This is a genomic window from Salinimicrobium maris (assembly GCF_049680855.1).
In the GTDB taxonomy this organism is placed as follows: domain Bacteria; phylum Bacteroidota; class Bacteroidia; order Flavobacteriales; family Flavobacteriaceae; genus Salinimicrobium.
Window position 1 is genome coordinate 328,966 of sequence record NZ_JBMPGS010000002.1, and the last position, 16,541, is coordinate 345,506.

Here is a 16,541-nt window from a genome sequence, read left to right on the forward strand (position 1 = left end):
ACTTTCGTAACAGAATAAAACAACTTAGAAATATTACAGTATATATTTTTTATTTTTTTTTATTAAGTGATTCAAAATTCAAACGGTCACCACACTGCAAATCTTTTTTTACAGTTCTCCCTATAATTTCTTTTAAATGTTTCGGGTGCAATCCAAAACCAGGCCGTACACTTCTTACATTTTTCTCAGTTATAATTCCCCCAGCTTTAATATCCTCTGCTATGTATAAGGAACGGCTAAAATTTCTACCTTTTTTTTGTTTTTCAGTCAAAGTATAATCAACTTTCCCAATAGCTTTCTCTGCTTCTCGTACAGACTTTACCATTTCAGAAAATTCCTTTTCATCCATAGAAAATGAAGCATCAGGACCTCCTACAGATTTATCCAGTATGAAGTGTTTTTCAATAATTTTAGCTCCCATAGCGGTTGCCACAATTGGCACAGTGTTGCCCATTGTATGATCTGATAAACCTGATATCACATTAAATCTCTCAGCCAGGTCTTTAACCATTACCATATTAGCATCTTCAATAGGTGCCGGATATTGTGAGGTACATTTTAATAAAGCCACATCATCATTCCCCATTTTTCTGCAAGCATCTAATGCTAATTCAATATCCTCCTGCCCGGCAATTCCTGTTGAGATTATTATCGGTTTTCCTTTGGAAGCGGTATATTCAATAAGCGGAATATCCGTGACTTCAAAAGAAGCTATTTTATAAGCCGGTACGCTTAGTTTTTCTAAAAAGTCTACCGCAGTTTTATCAAAAGGTGAAGAAAAACAAATTAAGTCTTCTTCTGCGGCAGCTTTAAATATTGCTTCGTGCCATTCCCATGGAGTATAAGCCTCCCAGTAAAGATCGTAGAGCTTTTTTCCTTCCCAAATGGTTCCTTTAATAAGGAAATCATCCTTATCTGAATTCAATGTTATGGTGTCTGGGGTATAGGTTTGTAATTTAATACAATCGGCTCCAGCTCTTTTTGCAGCTTTAACTGTTTTTAAAGCAGTATCCAAACTTCCATTATGATTTGCTGAAAGTTCAGCAATTATAAAAACGGGGTGATCCCCTCCAATAATATTATTCTCTATTTTCATTATATACGCTTTTCAAATTTTAATTCTGAAGTATCCTCTGATACTTTCTTAAAAGATAATTTTTCAAATATTCTAATTGAAGCTAAATTTTCTTTTAATACAAAACCGTATACCACCTGTATGGAAGGTCTATTTTCCTTTAAAAATGTTATGCCATTTTCGAGCAAATAAGTTCCCAGACCTTTACCAGTAAAACATGGATCTAAAAGATAATTTATTTTCGCAAAATGATTTTCTTCTATATCAAACCTGATAGATCCAGCAGGATTTCCGTATATTTCCAGAATATAATATTGGCAATTTGCACTTTCCAGTTTATCACAATACCAATTTATATGCTCTTTATAAGAGATTTTTTCTTTATTATAGGAAAATGCCCTTACTCCTGGAATATTGGCCCAGTTAAAGGTCAAATTAGCATCTGATAAATTTGCAATCCGAAATTGCCTTCTTTTATTAAATTTTGAATGAATTTTAACATCAATATAATTTCCTTCAAAAAAAGAGTGTTCTTTTAAAATGACTTCAAGGGCAAAACCAGCTCTTGTTAAGGCCGGATAAATATGAGGCCGTAAATCAAAAGCATAGGTATAAATTTTATGCAAATTTAATTCCTTCCATGCAACCTTTTCCAAGAGATCTAAAAAACTGGCCCAGTGAAATTCGAAATTATCCGTTTCCAAACCAGTCTTCATAATAAAAGAAATTTCCGCGTTCTTGTCGATCCAATTAATATGAACTAAACCTCCATAACCTATACATTTTTCTCCTTTTAAATATGAAAAAAGAATTTGTGAAGGCTTGTCTTGTTCAAATAATTTTGAAATAATGGAATCAAAATAGACATCTTGTTTTTCTTTAGTTAGAGGCTCATGTTGACGCAAATGATACATTTGCTCATTGCGCCATTCCATAATCACATAGCGGTCTTCTGAACGAATTGGAACGATCGAAAACTCTCCACAGTCAAATTTTTGCTGTTCTAAGGATTTATATGATCTCATACTTCATTTTCACTTTGAAGATTTTTCATAAAATAATTGGCCATTTCTAAATCTTCATATTCATCTATATCGATAGCTTTGATCCAGTGAACAGGAAAAAAAGAATAATTCGCTCCGTAAAATGTTTCTGTTTTAAAAAGCTCATCTTTTTTTGATATCCAAATAGCGCCAGTAGGACAATATAGATCTGGCTGATCCTGCGATCTTTTCATTCTTTCTTTTTCTTCAAAAACCGGAATAGCTTTTCCACCAGCATCAAGTTTGTGGGCCCACCAGGGATTCATCCAACCATATTTGAAGCAACTGATTTGAAAATCTAAACTCTTTTGAAAGAAATTTTCAATAGCCTCATCGATGTCGTTACCATTTCTTAATGGACAATTAGCCATCAATTGCACTACTACTTCCTGTTCTTTGAGGCCACTTTCTTCCCACTGCTTAAGTGCTCTAACAGTTGCCAAACTTATTGGAGAATGGTCATCTGCATTAGCATTTCTTAAAAAAGGAACTTTTGCACCATAATGTTTGGCTATCTCCGCTATTTCTTCATCGTCGGTGCTCACCAAAACTTCATCAATATACTTTGATTCCAATGCTGCTTCTATAGTCCAGGCTATCATTGGCTTGCCATTAAGATTGACTATATTCTTTTTTGGTATCCTTTTAGAACCACCTCTGGCAGGTATAACAGCAATTATATTTTTATTTACCAAATTGTCCATCCTCCATCAACTTTTAAATTTTGACCGGTCATATCTTTAGAACTTTTTGAAATTAGAAAATTAACGGGACCTATTACGTCTTCTTCCTCGAGCATTTTTTGTTGTGGAGTAAGATTTTTATATCTCTTCTCAAAATTCTTGTTAGTTCTACCCTTTATACCTCCAAAACTCACACAATTAACTCTAATCTCAGGAGCCAAACGTACCGCAAGCTCCTTAGTGAGGTGAATTTGAGCTGCCTTGGAAACTCCGTAATGAATGGCAGAGGAATTTTCGAAATCATCATAAAGCGCCGGTGTTGGTGCTACCACCCCATACATCGATGAGATAAAAATAATATTCTCTAACTTATGAGCCATTTGATTTTTAACCGCCATAGATAGCTGATATGGAAAGACTACATCCATATAAAATTCTCCTGAAAAATTTTCACTGGATATTGTTTTATCCTCTTCCATTTTTAGAAAATTTAATGAGCGCGCGTTATGGATAATATCAGTTAGAAAAAGCTTATTGCTTTTTAAATATTCTATTATAATATTTACTGCATTTTCGGTATTAAAATCAACTTCAATTAATTCTAAAGTATCAAGCTTATGACCACCTAATTCTTTTTTCTTATTATTAAGAAAACGTTCCTTATTAGTTGTAGTAGTTATAACTGTAAATTCTTTTTCTAAAAAGTGTTTTACCAGCTGAAACCCTACTTTTCCGCTGCCTCCCGTAATTAAAATATTTTTCATCTTCTTCCTTCTTCCAGGATTTTAATTATTTCTAATGTTTCATGCCTATTAATATTTTTCTCTTTGCCCTGTATTACATTTACAAACCTATGAAGGGATTTTTTAAAACATGTGAAAGAATCTTTAAACTCCTTTTTAACCACCCCATTTTCTCCATAAAAATTAATACCAATGGAGACAGGTATTTTTCCGGTTACTTTAAGATAGGCGGTAGCATTGTCCCATTTTATGAGGCAATTGGCAATAGAATTACTGTGTAAGCTTTGAACATTAATTAAAGCACCTCTGTGAGGAAGTCGTGCTACTACTGGTTCAATAAGGTGGATCGCATAAGTATCCCATTTTTTAGGAATAGCTGCTTCAATGTGCACAATTTTTCCAATTTCCTCCTTTTCAGAACTTTTTAAATTTAGCTCCTCGGCAAAACGAATGGAAGAACAGGAAAAAATTTGATTTTCATATTGCTGTTCATTTAATATTTTTTTAGCTTCTTCTACCGATAAAGCCAATGGTTTATCAATAAAAACCGGAAGACCGGCTTTTATAAAAGGAAGTGCCATTTTAAAATGATTCTCTGCATCGTCACGAGCTAAAAGTACAGCATCAACCGTGCCTATCATTTCCTCTGGCTTTTCAACTATATTTCTAATTTTGGAAGCAGCAGCAATATGTTTAGAAATTTCTATATCCTGAGTCCAAATATGAGTAACATTTCCCAATTCACTTAAACCATCTTCAGGAAAGTTTTGTTGAGATAAATAATCAGGAATCGCAGGGAAAGGACAATCCTGCATTGCTATTTTTTTATAACCATTAAAGATGGCGCTCCAGGAATAAGGATGACCATTCCCTTCACTCATGCCAATTACTCCAATATTTAATTTTTCGGCCATTTGGAAGGTATTAAAATGTTATCACTTATTTTACGTTCTAATTCCGGCAAAGATGAAGCTTTATCTAAATTTTCAATGTTTTGTACTAATTGTCTTTCATTTTCTATCCCAATAATTACCTTATCTATATATGATTTTTCAAGAACGAATTTTAAAAGAGCTCCGTTAAGTAGTTTCTCCTCTTGTAGATTAGCAATTATAGGCTTCACTTCATTAAAAAAATCATCTAGCTTCTTTGGATCCATAAAAAATAAACCTTGTAAAAAGGCTGATCGCGTATGAATTTCACAACCCTTATTCTTAAGTTTTTTTACAGCCGTTTCAAATCTTCTGTCAAAATAATTAAAAGGTACCTGAACTAAATCAGGAAGAAAATTTTTATCCAACAGTTGTGCTAATTCTTCTGGTTCGTTAAGTGAAAAACCAATTTTTTTAACTTTACCCGTTTCTTTAAACCTTTGCAGCTCCTTCCATTGCTCGGGTTCTTTTAAAATTTCAGCGGGACGATGAGCCAAGTAGCCATATAATGAGTTAAGTCCTAAAATTTTTAAGCTGTTGTCAAGTTGAATTGAGATTGATTCGTCTTGAGGTGGCATAAATTTAGAAATCATTTTAAAAGAAGAAAGATCGTTTTGGCCAAGTACATTCTCAGAATTTCCATAAGCACTTGCCGAATCTAAAACTTCTACCTTATAAGCTTTAGCAGTTCCAAGTATTTTACAAACTTCATCTGACGCAGTTTGACCGGCATTATTAGATATCCCATAAGGGAGACCAAACTGAACCGTTCCTAAACCTAGTTTTTCACTAATCTTCATAAAATGAATTAACCTTATCAATTACAAATTCCTGCTCATCTTCGGTTAGCGTAGGAAACATAGGTAAGCTTATGCAGTTTTTATAATACTGCTCTGCGACAGGCAAATCGCCTTCCTGCCATCCCAAATCTCGATAATAGGGCATTAAATGACACGGAATATAATGAATTTGAGCAAAAATTTTATTTTCCCTCAAATAATTATAAAGGCCAAACCTATTCTCCACCTCGAGAATAAATAAATGGTACGCATGCCCTTCAATTACTCCAGACTGCCCTTTTAAAAAATTTTTATTCTCAAATGCATTCTTATATTTGGAAGCTAGAGCTCTACGCTTCACTATGCCTTCATCTGCTCGTTTCAGCTGATTGTTTCCCAATGCCGCCTGAAAATCTGTCAACCGGTAATTATAGCCTAAATCTTGCATTTCCATATACCAAGCCGGATAGTTTTCTACTTCGTCCGAACTAACAGAAGAACCAACCGCAAAATCTATGGAATTCTGATATTTATTATCTTGCTTTACGATGCCATGTGTCCTTAATTGGAGAAGCTTCTCATAAAGTTTTTCATCATTTGTAGTAATCATTCCACCTTCTCCACTGGCAATATGTTTTACTGGGTGAAAAGAAAAAATTGCCAGGTCAGCAAAGTTCCCGTTCCCGCAAAATTGCTTTTGATTTTTAGAATCAGTAAAAAAACCTCCAGGCGCATGGCATGAATCCTCTATTATCCATAGATCATACTCTTCAGCAAGTTTTTTAAATGCCTCCAGGTCTACTGCTCTTCCGGCAAAGTCTACAGGAACAATTCCCTTGTAAGTGCCTTTAGGTTCAGCTTCCAAAAGTTTTCGTACATTATCTATATCGAGAAGGTAAGTGTCGGGGTCTATATCAGCAAAAACAACTTCTCCTCCACAATAACGCACACAGTTAGCTGAGGCGGCAAAGGTAATCGGTGTGGTAATTACCTTATCCCCGGGTTGAATATTCAAAGCCATCGCACAAAGGTGCAAAGCCGCAGTACCGTTAGAAACTGCTATAGCATATTCACTACCAACATAGTTGGCGAAAGCTTCTTCAAATTCAGTAATTTTAGGACCCTGTGTAAGATAATCCGACTTTAAAGTGGACACCACCGCTGCAATATCTTCTTCTGTGATATGTTGTCGACCATATGGAATTGGATTATTCATAAATTATACTTCAAAAGTTGGATCAACGTGTTCTTTAATTAAATTTCTAAGATTTTCGACCGTTTCCCAGTCTTCATTTTCTCCTGAATTATATTGAAAACCAGGAGCTACTTTCTTAGCATTAAATTTCTCAATAAAATCTTCTAATTTCCACTTATGAGTAGCCGGTAAAATAGTGTAGTATTTTCCTAAATCATAAGTATAATAAGAATCAGAATCTGTGATCATTTCTTCGTGAATTTTCTCACCGGGGCGAATTCCTACAACAGGTTTTTCGCAATTAGGCCCTATAGCTTCGGCGATATCTGTAATTTTATAAGAAGGAATTTTAGGTACAAAAATTTCACCACCCCAGGCGTTTTCCAAGGCGTGCATAACCATATCTACACCTCCTTGTAGGGAAATGTTAAATCGGGTCATAGTAGGATCTGTGATAGGTAATACTCCTTCCTTTTTCTTTTTAAGAAAAAATGGAATTACAGATCCATTTGAGCCCATAACATTACCATAACGTACCACAGAAAATTTGATTGGATTCCAACCAGTAATATTATTAGCAGCAACAAATAATTTATCTGAAGCTAGCTTAGTGGCTCCATATAAATTAATAGGGGCTGCGGCTTTATCTGTGGAAAGTGCTACAACACGCTCCACACTTGTTTCAAGACAAGCGTTAATTATATTCTCTGCCCCCATAATATTTGTTTTCACGCACTCCATAGGATTATATTCCGCAATAGGGACATGTTTCATTGCAGCTGCGTGAATAACATAGTCTATTCCTTTTAGTGCTCTTTTCACTCTAGCTTCATCTCGTACATCTCCAATAAAAAATCGCAATTGTGGATATTGACTTGAAGGATATTCCTGAGCCATTTCAAATTGTTTTTGTTCATCACGAGAGAAAATAACCAGTTTTTTTATATCTGGAGATTTTTTGAAAATATGAGCTGTTAAAGCTTTTCCAAGTGACCCAGTGCCACCTGTAATTAAAATTGATTTATCGTTTAAATTTAGCATTTCGAAAATTTATTTAATTATATCTCTTGCAATTCAACTAATTTTTTAAAATAAGGTGATTTACCTACCAAGTCCTCAAAAGGATCGATGTTTTCAATTTCTCCATTTTTCATGACCACTATTCTATCTGCGTTCTTAATGGTGGAAATCCTATGCGCGACTATTAAAATAGTATATTTACCTTTTAGCTCATCTATGTTTCTTTGAATTGCTTTTTCTGTTTCCGAATCCAGGGCCGAAGTAGCTTCATCTAAAATTAATATTTCCACCTCTTTATACAATTCTCTTGCGATAGATATGCGTTGACGCTGCCCCCCACTAAGATTCATCCCATTACTTCCTAAAATAGCATCTTCCTTTTCCTTCAATTCCTGAACAAAATCAAATATCGCTGCCTGCTTGATAGCCTTATTAAATTTTCGTAAATTAATGCGATTTTTTTTCGACCAAAAGGTAACATTATTAAATAAAGAATCATTAAAAATTACCGGGTCCTGGGTAATATATCCTATTTTGGCTTGAAGGCTTCTAATATTAAGATCTTCAACTCTATTTGAGTTTATTGCAAAACTACCCTTGCCTGGCGGAAGCAGTCCCGCTATTATATTCACCAATGTGGTTTTACCACTTCCACTTTCTCCCACAAAAGCAAGGGTTTCATTTTGTTTAATAGTCAAGGTTACATTATTAATAACCTTTGTAAGACCATAACAGAAATCTATATTTTTGAGTTTTAGTTGTGCTATTTTCCCATTTATATTTTGGTTTCCGGTCTCTTCTTTGTTTGCTTTCAATTCTCTTGTAAAAGAATCCATATTATTCAACGACCCAGACATACCCAGAAATTTATTCCAACGGGATTGCAATTGTAAGAGATAGCTCAAGGCTCTGTAAAAGAAGAACAAACTAAGCAATATAGGGCCCAGGGATGCACCAAAAAAAGAGGTCTGTATGTAAATTACGGCAACAACAATAATAATCAGTAAAGGTTCTCGTGCAGCTGTGAGCAATGAATCTAGTTGCCCTATCTTACGCTTATCGTCTCGAATTTTTAGTACAGATTTCTTCAGCTTCTCTCCGTATTTGCCTAAAGTGCCGGTGGCCTTTAAATATTTATAATTTGCCACGTTCTGTATGATTAAACTTTGAAAAACATTGTTCTCACCTGTAAGACTAATGGAAGCTCCTTTTGTCTTCGCATAAAGCCCTTTATACAAAAAGTTAGTAAGTCCTCCGCCTATGCTTACCAAAATAGCAAACTGTGCGTCCATGGTAAATGCAAACCCCATGTAAACGATAACAAGAACCCCTGCTTCCATTGCCTTAAAATAATTAAAATAGGAGCCTGCGACGCGGTCAACCTCACCGGTAAGAGTGTTTTGAATTCGACCAATATCAGAACCTACAAAATATTTGTAGGTAATGTTTTTTAAATGTTTTATATTTTTTAAGCGAAGACCCTTAACAAACCATTCCCGCACATTTACGCTATAGACTCCCGCCATGTAAACTGCCATTCCTTTCAGTATAAAAAAGACCATCATAAAAAGCAGTACTGACATTAGGGAAACACCGATACCAGAGTCATTTAATAATTCTACCAAAAATTGAAGTTTCCCCAATGATTCCGAATCTGTAGTATTATTTTCGTTGATCATTTGAAGAAGAGGAAGAAACATGGATAACCCAAAACCATCTAAAAGACCAATAAGAATACTAAGTCCTACCAAAATAAATATGCGATATCCAAGATAGGAATAGAAATAGGCAAAACTTTCGAAATATTTATTTAATATTCTTTTTATCAACTAATAATTTTTTTAATTAAAAAATATCAATCCCAATTTCCTTCTAAAATTGAGTTTTCAAGTCATTCAATTTGGCGAAGATAAATTTTTAATAGTGACTGGATGTTTAAAAAATAAAATTTAGCTAAATTTAAGAAATAACAACATAGAACGAGTTATCCATATATGAGACAAATAAAACCAAATACTTTACAATTGTGTTGAATTGATGACCTGAAATCTATAATTAGAAATATGATGAAAATATTCATAAATAGGGGCGACAAGTTTTATAAATCTAGAACCATTAATCTCATTTTTAGGAATTTCAATCGCTGTAAGATTAGATGGTGCATTTAAAAAGATCATATTTACCAAAACAGAACTGTACATAGAAATTATCTCCTTAGGAACAATTCTCAAGTGGAGATAATAATCTTCGAATATTACTTCAGGTACTTTTATTTCGAAAATTTTACTTACTTCGGCTACAATCTCTTTATTCTCCCGTGGATGTGGGAAATAAATTATTTTTTTTGAAGTATTGTTGTTCAGTTTCTTTAAAGTATTTATATAATATTCTGAGGAAATCATACCCACATTTGATAACGGCTGACCTATATAAAAAATAAGATTTTCATCTAAAATTTGAGGTTTAGAAATCTTCTCCCTTTTTAAAATCCTGATCCTATCCCTACCACCGGCTTTTAATTTTAACGGAGATATATAAATTATTTGGTCAATTTCTGGCTGCTTAAATCCAAGTAAATTATAAGCTCTAGGAAATTTTTTTTTATTCTCAGTTGATAATTTATTTCTGAAATAATTCACCGATACTAATTGCAAACCATCATATAATAAAATAATTGATGCTTTATGCTCAAATTCTGCCACAATACTTAATTGAATAATATTGGCGTAACTTCCAAAATATATACTATTCAAAGTAGAATATTTATATTTTAGCCTAAAAAGTTTTAATTTAAGCAAGAATAATTTATAATAAACCCGTCTATCTTCTGCTTGTGGAACTAGCCATATATAGACTTTTTTCCAACTAAAACCTTCCAAGTACTTTTGGATTTTTGAAGCTTCACCCTGAGTTTTTACAGTTATAATTAATATCGCATTTTGAGAAACCTCTGGGGTTCGAGATAGAAAAAAAGCTTGCGATGGAGTGGAGATAAGAACTAAGGAATAAGCCAATTCTTTAATTTTGATTATATATTAAATCGGAAGCTGCTTTTTTTATCGCGTAATGATATGAATTTTCATCTACGCTGTAGTTATCGCGCATATATTTCCTAATGAAATTGGAATAGGAAAAATCGTGGATTTTTCTGTCTTTCAAAATTGAGAAATCGTTCTCTCCCATATCCACTACAGGAAAATGTAAATTTTTTTCATAGGTTCCAATTGCATTCTCTATATGTGTAATCTCTCGTAAATGATCGTCGATTAATAATACCACTGGCTTTTTATAGTAAACGGCCATACCGATAGAGGTGCTGTAATGTGCAAATACAACATCTGCATTTCTAATAAGCTTTTGTGAATTTCTTCTGCTCCTTTCAAAATTTTGGTATCTTCCTTTTAGTTCATCTTTTATAGCCTCACTTTCTGGATGTTCTGAAATTATGATTTTATGTAGATTGAAATATTTCTCTAATTTTTTTAAAGTATTTTCGACATTCTCATAATATTTATCATGATCAATCATCCCTTGATAAGCAAATGGTAATACCTGATCAAGAAAAACACCAATTTTTTGCTCATGTTCAATCTCACTTTTATCTGTTACTATTCTGTTTACATCATCTGAATGAATAACCAAAATATTTTTCCGTTTTACAGTTAAATAAGCCTTTAATGGGAGGTAATAATTAGTGCTACACATGAGGTAATCTGGAGCATAATAGTTATGATTCAAATCATAAAATACTTTGAGCTTATGCCAAGGGAATAATTTAGTTTTTTCTATGAATTTTTTCAACCAAAAACGCAAACCACTATCCTCCTTATAAGCAAATATAGTAGCCTTGATTCTAAAAGAAATAAGCCTGTCCTGATTTCTTTTTATGATTTTAAAAATACCTGAAAGTTTTTGCAGATAAGAATCATTGGTTACAAAGATTACTGGACTATCAGGTAGTCCAGCTTTAAAATCATAAAGTTCTGTCATAGAATTAATTACTTTTCTATGCTTTAGCATGAAATCGTCATCTGCCGTTATCTCTTTACCGTGAAGCGTAAGTAAATCCAATAATATAATTTCATTTCCCTCCTGAACCAGTTTATCCAGTTCAAAAATTTGACGATGAGAATTTCGAAAAATCTTATAAAAACAAAAAATTATAGTCATTAATATTATCCTTTTACAATCGCTTCGGCAACTTTCCAGTCCAATTCTGTATCTATATCATGGGAAGAAATTTCATCCATGACATATTTTTTTATCTTGTGAAAATCACTGAATTTCTGCTGTTTCAATGAGGCTATGTTAATAATATATATTGCACCATTAAGCTCCCAGACTTTAGGACATTCCTGTCGGGTTACAAAATTCCCATTTTTTGATTTTCTCAGAAAACCTTTTTCATCCTCTTCCCATAAAACATAATAAGGATTACTTGCAGTTTCTTTCACGGAAACTATCATCTGGAATTCTTCAGAATATGTTTCAATTGCCTCTTGTATATGTCTTCCCGTTCTAAATGGAGATGTAGGCTGAAGTAATATTAAAATTTCTGAAGTATCACCCCTTTCTTCCATGAATTTATTTGCATGTACCAATACCTCATGCGTGCCTGCATTATCTGATGCTAATTCTACCGGCCTTAAAAATGGCACTTCTAATCCAATATTTTCTACCACTTGCTTGATTTCAGGACTATCTGTACTTACAATAATTTTCCTGTCTTCAAACACTTCACGTGCCGCTTCGATAGTGTATTGAATCAAAGGTTTTCCATTTAATTCTTTTATATTTTTCCCAGGAATTCCTTTAGAACCTCCTCTTGCAGGTATTACTACGAACATTATTCTATATGTTTAATAAATTCCTGGGCTTGTTTATAATCTACCGGACTTCCTATATCTATCCAATAACCAATTATTGGATTATGAACTAATTTACTACCATCAACCAATAGTTCCTCCATTAAATCGGTAATATCGTAATACTCATTTCTCGGAATTTTGGCGATCAAGTCTTTTTGAAACATATAAATACCCGCATTTGAATGATAAACATAGGATGGTTTTTCTATAAACTTAGCAACTTCTCTCTTTTCATTAGAATCAAAAACGGCATAGGGTACATCTACCTTATATTCTGTAGATGCTATAGCCATTGCAGCTTTTTTATTTACAAGTTCTAGGTAAAGTTCTTCGAAGTTTACATTTGTGAATAAATCACTATTCATAAGTAAAATTTGATCAGAGTCGAAATGTTCCACTAATGAAAGTGCCCCTGCAGTACCTAGAGGTTTTTCTTCTTCAATATATTCTATGTGAATACCTTTACTACTACCATCTCCAAAATATTCTCGAATCTGATCTCCCAAATATTTTATAGATATATATATTTTCTGAATTCCATAAGAAATTAATCGATCAATATTATGTTCTATGATAGGCTTATTACCTAAAGGAAGCATAGGTTTAGGAACAGAGTCGGTAATTGGACTTAACCTTTTCCCCCTTCCTCCAGCCATTATCATACACTCAATTGGCAATAGAGCTTTGGTTTTCTCAAGATCAATAATTCTTATTAATTTTTTATCTTTAGTAAGAATGGGCAGAATTTTTATATCTTTTTTACGATAAAGTTTAAGATCGAGATACCCCTCTTTTTCATATTCAAATACAAAATTGGGATTACAAACTGAAGATACTTTTTTATTAATATCACCGTCTTTTACTAAAGATCTTCTAATGTCTCCATCGGTCAATGAACCCACAGTATGACCATTATGGTTTGTTACAAATAGTATAAGGCGGCTTACGTCAGTTGTAAATAAGATTTTATTAAGTTTATCTAAAGCATCTAGAATGTTTGCATCCTCATCAATTAGGATATTATGAATTTCCATAATTAAAATTTAATATCATAAAAGCTTTTTTTTACTGAAGATAATGGAGTGACAATAATTTCCATAATCTTTTTTGTCGCATTCCCATTCCCATATATCTGCTTTTGCGATTTTACTCTCTCTAAAAACGAAGGATTTTGAGCTTTTTGTAGAGCACACAGGATATCTTCTTTAATGCATTGGGAGTGAATAACACTTAAGGGAGTTACTCTTCCTTTTTGCCTATCCCCTAAGTTTATGGTTGGAATATTAAAATAAGGCACTTCAACAATACCACTTGAGGAATTACCTACGACCAGATCCATAAACTGTAAAGATGAAAGATACCGAATTTGACCGAGTGATCGAAATGCAATGGCTTTATTCTTATTTTCAGACACGTAGTCTTCAATCATTTTGTTGATGATGCGGCCCTCCTTATCGGAATTTGCAAAGGTAAAAATAAATCGGGTGTCGCTTAGCTGATCTAAAGCACCTAAAATTTCTTTAAACTGTTTTTCGGCAGAATTATTTTCTAAAGTAACGGGATGGTAAGTGATCAAAATATTTCTCTTACCTAATTTGAACTTAATAGAATCTTCAAATTCTTTTTGAGTCAATAAGGTTAACTTCTTTATGGAATCTAAGCTTATGGCTCCAACATTAAAAACCCTTTCTGGCGATTCACCCATTTGGATTATCCTTTTCCTAGAACTTTCGGTAGAAGAAAAATGCCAATAACTCATTTTAGTTATCGCATGTCTAATCCCCTCATCATAAGCCCCTTCTGTAGTATCACCTCCATGAATATGTGCAATGGGAATGTTTGCAAGCATAGCTGCCGTAGCAGCAGCCAACATTTCTGACCTATCTCCTAGAATAACTACTAGATCAGGATTCAGTTCATAAAGTGCATCTCCCAAACCAATTAATGCTAATCCTACAGATTTAGTTACACCACTAGCAGAATCGGAAGAGAGAACACATTCAATCTTTTTATCAATCTGAAAACCATCTTCCATAATTTCCTCTACGGTGTAGCCAAATTCTTTCGATAAATGCATTGCAGTTACTACCAGCTGCAGAGTTTGTCTACTACTATCCTTTATTTCCTTCAGCATTGGCTTTAATAAGCCATATTCCGCTCGGGTTCCTGTAAACACTGTAATCTTCATAATTCTATCAATTCATCTTCATCAAAGTTCCTAGTAGCGAGCTTTCCTTCAACTTCATCCCATCTCATTGGGTTTAAACCAGTACCTGGCCTCTTAACACATAAATTCTCTTTAGAAAAAATATCCCCTTTTCTGATCTTTTTAGCGGCAACAATACTTTTTCTTGCTACCTCTTTATTTTTCATTTCTGATAGGGAAGGTTCTTTAATTCCTGAACCGCTTAGAGCCTTTTCGATATTTCTAATAGCAGATATCATTTTTCTTAGTTCATCCGGTTCCAAAGAAGCAGCATGATCAGGACCTGGCATACTTTTATCAAGTGTAAAGTGCTTTTCTATAAGCTTCGCTTTTAGTGCAACTGCAGCTATAGGTACTTCTATACCTAGAGTATGATCCGAATATCCAATACGGACATCTAACTCGTTCCTTATATGCAGCATTGCTTGTAAATTCACATCTTCCATGGGAGTTGGATATTCAGTATTACAATGAACTATAGAAATCTGTTCTTTTTTTAGCCCTTCCTTCTGAAGAATATTAAAAGCCCTTTTGACTTCATTAATGTCAGCCATACCTGTAGACATAACTACTTCTCTCCCAAAACTTGCCACTTTCCTTAAATAGGGTAAATTTGTAATCTCGCCAGAAGGAATTTTGAAAAAGGCAGGGTTCATACTATCCAAAAATTCAAGACTCGGCGCATCAAATCCCGTAGATAGAAACCCAATTCCTTTATCATCGCAACACTTTTTGATCTCGCTAAAATCTTTAAAGGATAATTCAAGCTTTTTCACCATATCATATTGCGATTCTTCCTTTCCCGTGCTTTTTTCTTGATAGCCCGCTTTCTTAGCCTCCCTCGTAAGATTGAGTTCAGTTTTAAAAGTTTGGAATTTCACAAAATCCGCACCGGCCGTAGCTGCAACCTCTACCAGCTTTTTCGCATTCTCTAAACTACCATTATGATTTACTCCTGCTTCTGCAATAATTATGACCTTTCCCATAGCTAATCTTTTAAATATAAAACAGTTGCCTCCCCATCAATTACTAATTCCTCATCCCTTGTGACGTATGTTCTTAATTTTATAATTGGTTTATCCCTCCTGATAGATTTGATCTCTACCGTAGCTGTAACCGTATCCTCAAGATATACCGGTGCTAGAAAATTCGTATTCTGATTCATGTAGATAGCACCAGCACCAGGTAGATCAGAACCAATAAGACCTCCAAAAAGAGAAGTTATAAATGGCCCTTGGACAATTCTCTTTTTAAACCTCGTATTTTTAGCATATTCTCTATCAAAATGAATAGGATTTTTATCACCCGAAAGTATAGAGAAATCTATTACATCTTTTTCGGAAAATGTTCTTACCTCATTTGCGGATTGGCCAACCATTAAATTTTCAAATATTTTATTTTTCATGTTTGGAAGCTTAGTATTTATAAATTAACATAATCAAAATTAGAAGGTTTTATGTTATTCTTTTTATAAATTTTCTCTTCCATAGAGAGAATGTTTTCCGAATTCCGTGAGCGTATTTTTCTAGCAGGAGCCCCCATATATATGCTCCAGGGTTCCAGATCTTTTGTAACCAGACTTCCACTTGCCACAACAGCTCCTTCCCCGATCGTTACTCCGGGATGTATAACGGCGTTCGTTCCAATAAAAGAGTGCTTCTTGCATACAACATGAGACCGGTAAAAAGATCGAAACTCATCTGAAACTAAGGGACTAGGAATACCTTTGCCGGTTATATCATCAGATCCTGTTATTATCCGAACACCGGCACAGACTCCCACAAAATCTTCTATAATACATACCCCCCCCCCAGCAATGGAAACATGGTTGGCCACGTGAACATAATTTCCAATATAAACCCCAAGCCCTCCCATAATAAGAGTAAACTCACTAAGTCGGCTATTATTTTTAATCGAAATTTTTCCTTCGTCAATAAGGGAAATAGGTTCAAAAATCTCGACATTTTCTCCAATTTCTTTAAATTCTCTCATTTTAC

Annotated in this window: 17 protein-coding genes; all 17 read right to left on the bottom strand. The window is 33.9% G+C overall.

The window, feature by feature from the left end; translation table 11 throughout:
- Positions 1 to 49 precede the first annotated feature (49 nt).
- Positions 50 to 1,096: a pseudaminic acid synthase gene (gene pseI / locus ACOV1Q_RS07025; RefSeq protein ID WP_424493683.1), complete on the bottom strand. Its 1,047-nt coding sequence runs from the start codon at positions 1,094 to 1,096 to the stop codon at positions 50 to 52.
- On the bottom strand, positions 1,096 to 2,100 hold the full coding sequence (locus tag ACOV1Q_RS07030; RefSeq protein WP_424493684.1) for a GNAT family N-acetyltransferase: 1,005 nt from the start codon (positions 2,098 to 2,100) through the stop codon (positions 1,096 to 1,098). The genes pseI and ACOV1Q_RS07030 overlap by 1 nt, the downstream gene beginning before the upstream one ends.
- Positions 2,097 to 2,822: an acylneuraminate cytidylyltransferase family protein gene (locus tag ACOV1Q_RS07035; protein ID WP_424493685.1), complete on the bottom strand. Its 726-nt coding sequence runs from the start codon at positions 2,820 to 2,822 to the stop codon at positions 2,097 to 2,099. Before ACOV1Q_RS07035 ends, ACOV1Q_RS07030 begins: the two co-directional genes overlap by 4 nt.
- The gene (locus ACOV1Q_RS07040) at positions 2,807 to 3,565 is read right to left on the bottom strand and encodes an SDR family oxidoreductase (protein WP_424493686.1); all 759 of its coding nucleotides are present in this window, start codon (positions 3,563 to 3,565) and stop codon (positions 2,807 to 2,809) included. Before ACOV1Q_RS07040 ends, ACOV1Q_RS07035 begins: the two co-directional genes overlap by 16 nt.
- Positions 3,562 to 4,458: a Gfo/Idh/MocA family oxidoreductase gene (locus ACOV1Q_RS07045; protein WP_424493687.1), complete on the bottom strand. Its 897-nt coding sequence runs from the start codon at positions 4,456 to 4,458 to the stop codon at positions 3,562 to 3,564. Before ACOV1Q_RS07045 ends, ACOV1Q_RS07040 begins: the two co-directional genes overlap by 4 nt.
- The gene (locus tag ACOV1Q_RS07050) at positions 4,443 to 5,276 is read right to left on the bottom strand and encodes an aldo/keto reductase (RefSeq protein WP_424493688.1); all 834 of its coding nucleotides are present in this window, start codon (positions 5,274 to 5,276) and stop codon (positions 4,443 to 4,445) included. Before ACOV1Q_RS07050 ends, ACOV1Q_RS07045 begins: the two co-directional genes overlap by 16 nt.
- Complete coding sequence (pseC, locus tag ACOV1Q_RS07055; RefSeq protein WP_424493689.1) at positions 5,266 to 6,471, bottom strand: UDP-4-amino-4,6-dideoxy-N-acetyl-beta-L-altrosamine transaminase; 1,206 nt, start codon at positions 6,469 to 6,471, stop codon at positions 5,266 to 5,268. Before pseC ends, ACOV1Q_RS07050 begins: the two co-directional genes overlap by 11 nt.
- Before the next feature lie 3 nt (positions 6,472 to 6,474).
- Positions 6,475 to 7,491: a UDP-N-acetylglucosamine 4,6-dehydratase (inverting) gene (gene pseB, locus ACOV1Q_RS07060; protein ID WP_424493690.1), complete on the bottom strand. Its 1,017-nt coding sequence runs from the start codon at positions 7,489 to 7,491 to the stop codon at positions 6,475 to 6,477.
- A gap of 17 nt (positions 7,492 to 7,508) precedes the next feature.
- Positions 7,509 to 9,299: an ABC transporter ATP-binding protein gene (locus ACOV1Q_RS07065; protein WP_424493691.1), complete on the bottom strand. Its 1,791-nt coding sequence runs from the start codon at positions 9,297 to 9,299 to the stop codon at positions 7,509 to 7,511.
- A 189-nt stretch (positions 9,300 to 9,488) separates the two neighbouring features.
- Entirely contained in the window at positions 9,489 to 10,484 is a 996-nt protein-coding gene (locus ACOV1Q_RS07070) for a polysialyltransferase family glycosyltransferase (protein ID WP_424493692.1), read from the bottom strand.
- Between the two features lie 4 nt (positions 10,485 to 10,488).
- Positions 10,489 to 11,640 (bottom strand): hypothetical protein, encoded by a 1,152-nt coding sequence (locus tag ACOV1Q_RS07075; protein WP_424493693.1) that lies wholly within the window; start codon positions 11,638 to 11,640, stop codon positions 10,489 to 10,491.
- A gap of 5 nt (positions 11,641 to 11,645) precedes the next feature.
- A complete protein-coding gene (locus ACOV1Q_RS07080; RefSeq protein ID WP_424493694.1) occupies positions 11,646 to 12,317 on the bottom strand; it encodes an acylneuraminate cytidylyltransferase family protein in 672 nt (223 codons plus the stop codon).
- Entirely contained in the window at positions 12,317 to 13,372 is a 1,056-nt protein-coding gene (locus tag ACOV1Q_RS07085) for a nucleotidyltransferase family protein (protein ID WP_424493695.1), read from the bottom strand. The genes ACOV1Q_RS07080 and ACOV1Q_RS07085 overlap by 1 nt, the downstream gene beginning before the upstream one ends.
- A gap of 2 nt (positions 13,373 to 13,374) precedes the next feature.
- Positions 13,375 to 14,526: a UDP-N-acetylglucosamine 2-epimerase gene (gene neuC, locus ACOV1Q_RS07090; protein ID WP_424493696.1), complete on the bottom strand. Its 1,152-nt coding sequence runs from the start codon at positions 14,524 to 14,526 to the stop codon at positions 13,375 to 13,377.
- Positions 14,523 to 15,530 carry an N-acetylneuraminate synthase gene (neuB, locus tag ACOV1Q_RS07095; RefSeq protein ID WP_424493697.1) on the bottom strand — a complete coding sequence of 336 codons (1,008 nt, stop codon included), beginning with the start codon at positions 15,528 to 15,530 and terminating at the stop codon, positions 14,523 to 14,525. The genes neuC and neuB overlap by 4 nt, the downstream gene beginning before the upstream one ends.
- Positions 15,531 to 15,532: 2 nt before the next feature.
- On the bottom strand, positions 15,533 to 15,949 hold the full coding sequence (locus ACOV1Q_RS07100; protein ID WP_424493698.1) for a MaoC family dehydratase: 417 nt from the start codon (positions 15,947 to 15,949) through the stop codon (positions 15,533 to 15,535).
- Positions 15,950 to 15,966: 17 nt separating this feature from the next.
- Entirely contained in the window at positions 15,967 to 16,536 is a 570-nt protein-coding gene (locus ACOV1Q_RS07105) for an acyltransferase (protein ID WP_424493699.1), read from the bottom strand.
- Positions 16,537 to 16,541: the final 5 nt, after the last annotated feature.

Excerpts from the sequence above, each read along its gene's own strand:
- pseI (WP_424493683.1), bottom strand. The coding sequence starts at position 1,096 with ATGAAAATAGAGAATAATATTATTGGAGGGGATCACCCCGTTTTTATA.
- ACOV1Q_RS07030 (WP_424493684.1), bottom strand. The coding sequence starts at position 2,100 with ATGAGATCATATAAATCCTTAGAACAGCAAAAATTTGACTGTGGAGAG.
- ACOV1Q_RS07035 (WP_424493685.1), bottom strand. The coding sequence starts at position 2,822 with ATGGACAATTTGGTAAATAAAAATATAATTGCTGTTATACCTGCCAGA.
- ACOV1Q_RS07040 (WP_424493686.1), bottom strand. The coding sequence starts at position 3,565 with ATGAAAAATATTTTAATTACGGGAGGCAGCGGAAAAGTAGGGTTTCAG.
- ACOV1Q_RS07045 (WP_424493687.1), bottom strand. The coding sequence starts at position 4,458 with ATGGCCGAAAAATTAAATATTGGAGTAATTGGCATGAGTGAAGGGAAT.
- ACOV1Q_RS07050 (WP_424493688.1), bottom strand. The coding sequence starts at position 5,276 with ATGAAGATTAGTGAAAAACTAGGTTTAGGAACGGTTCAGTTTGGTCTC.
- pseC (WP_424493689.1), bottom strand. The coding sequence starts at position 6,471 with ATGAATAATCCAATTCCATATGGTCGACAACATATCACAGAAGAAGAT.
- pseB (WP_424493690.1), bottom strand. The coding sequence starts at position 7,491 with ATGCTAAATTTAAACGATAAATCAATTTTAATTACAGGTGGCACTGGG.
- ACOV1Q_RS07075 (WP_424493693.1), bottom strand. The coding sequence starts at position 11,640 with ATGACTATAATTTTTTGTTTTTATAAGATTTTTCGAAATTCTCATCGT.
- ACOV1Q_RS07080 (WP_424493694.1), bottom strand. The coding sequence starts at position 12,317 with ATGTTCGTAGTAATACCTGCAAGAGGAGGTTCTAAAGGAATTCCTGGG.
- ACOV1Q_RS07085 (WP_424493695.1), bottom strand. The coding sequence starts at position 13,372 with ATGGAAATTCATAATATCCTAATTGATGAGGATGCAAACATTCTAGAT.
- neuC (WP_424493696.1), bottom strand. The coding sequence starts at position 14,526 with ATGAAGATTACAGTGTTTACAGGAACCCGAGCGGAATATGGCTTATTA.
- neuB (WP_424493697.1), bottom strand. The coding sequence starts at position 15,530 with ATGGGAAAGGTCATAATTATTGCAGAAGCAGGAGTAAATCATAATGGT.
- ACOV1Q_RS07100 (WP_424493698.1), bottom strand. The coding sequence starts at position 15,949 with ATGAAAAATAAAATATTTGAAAATTTAATGGTTGGCCAATCCGCAAAT.
- ACOV1Q_RS07105 (WP_424493699.1), bottom strand. The coding sequence starts at position 16,536 with ATGAGAGAATTTAAAGAAATTGGAGAAAATGTCGAGATTTTTGAACCT.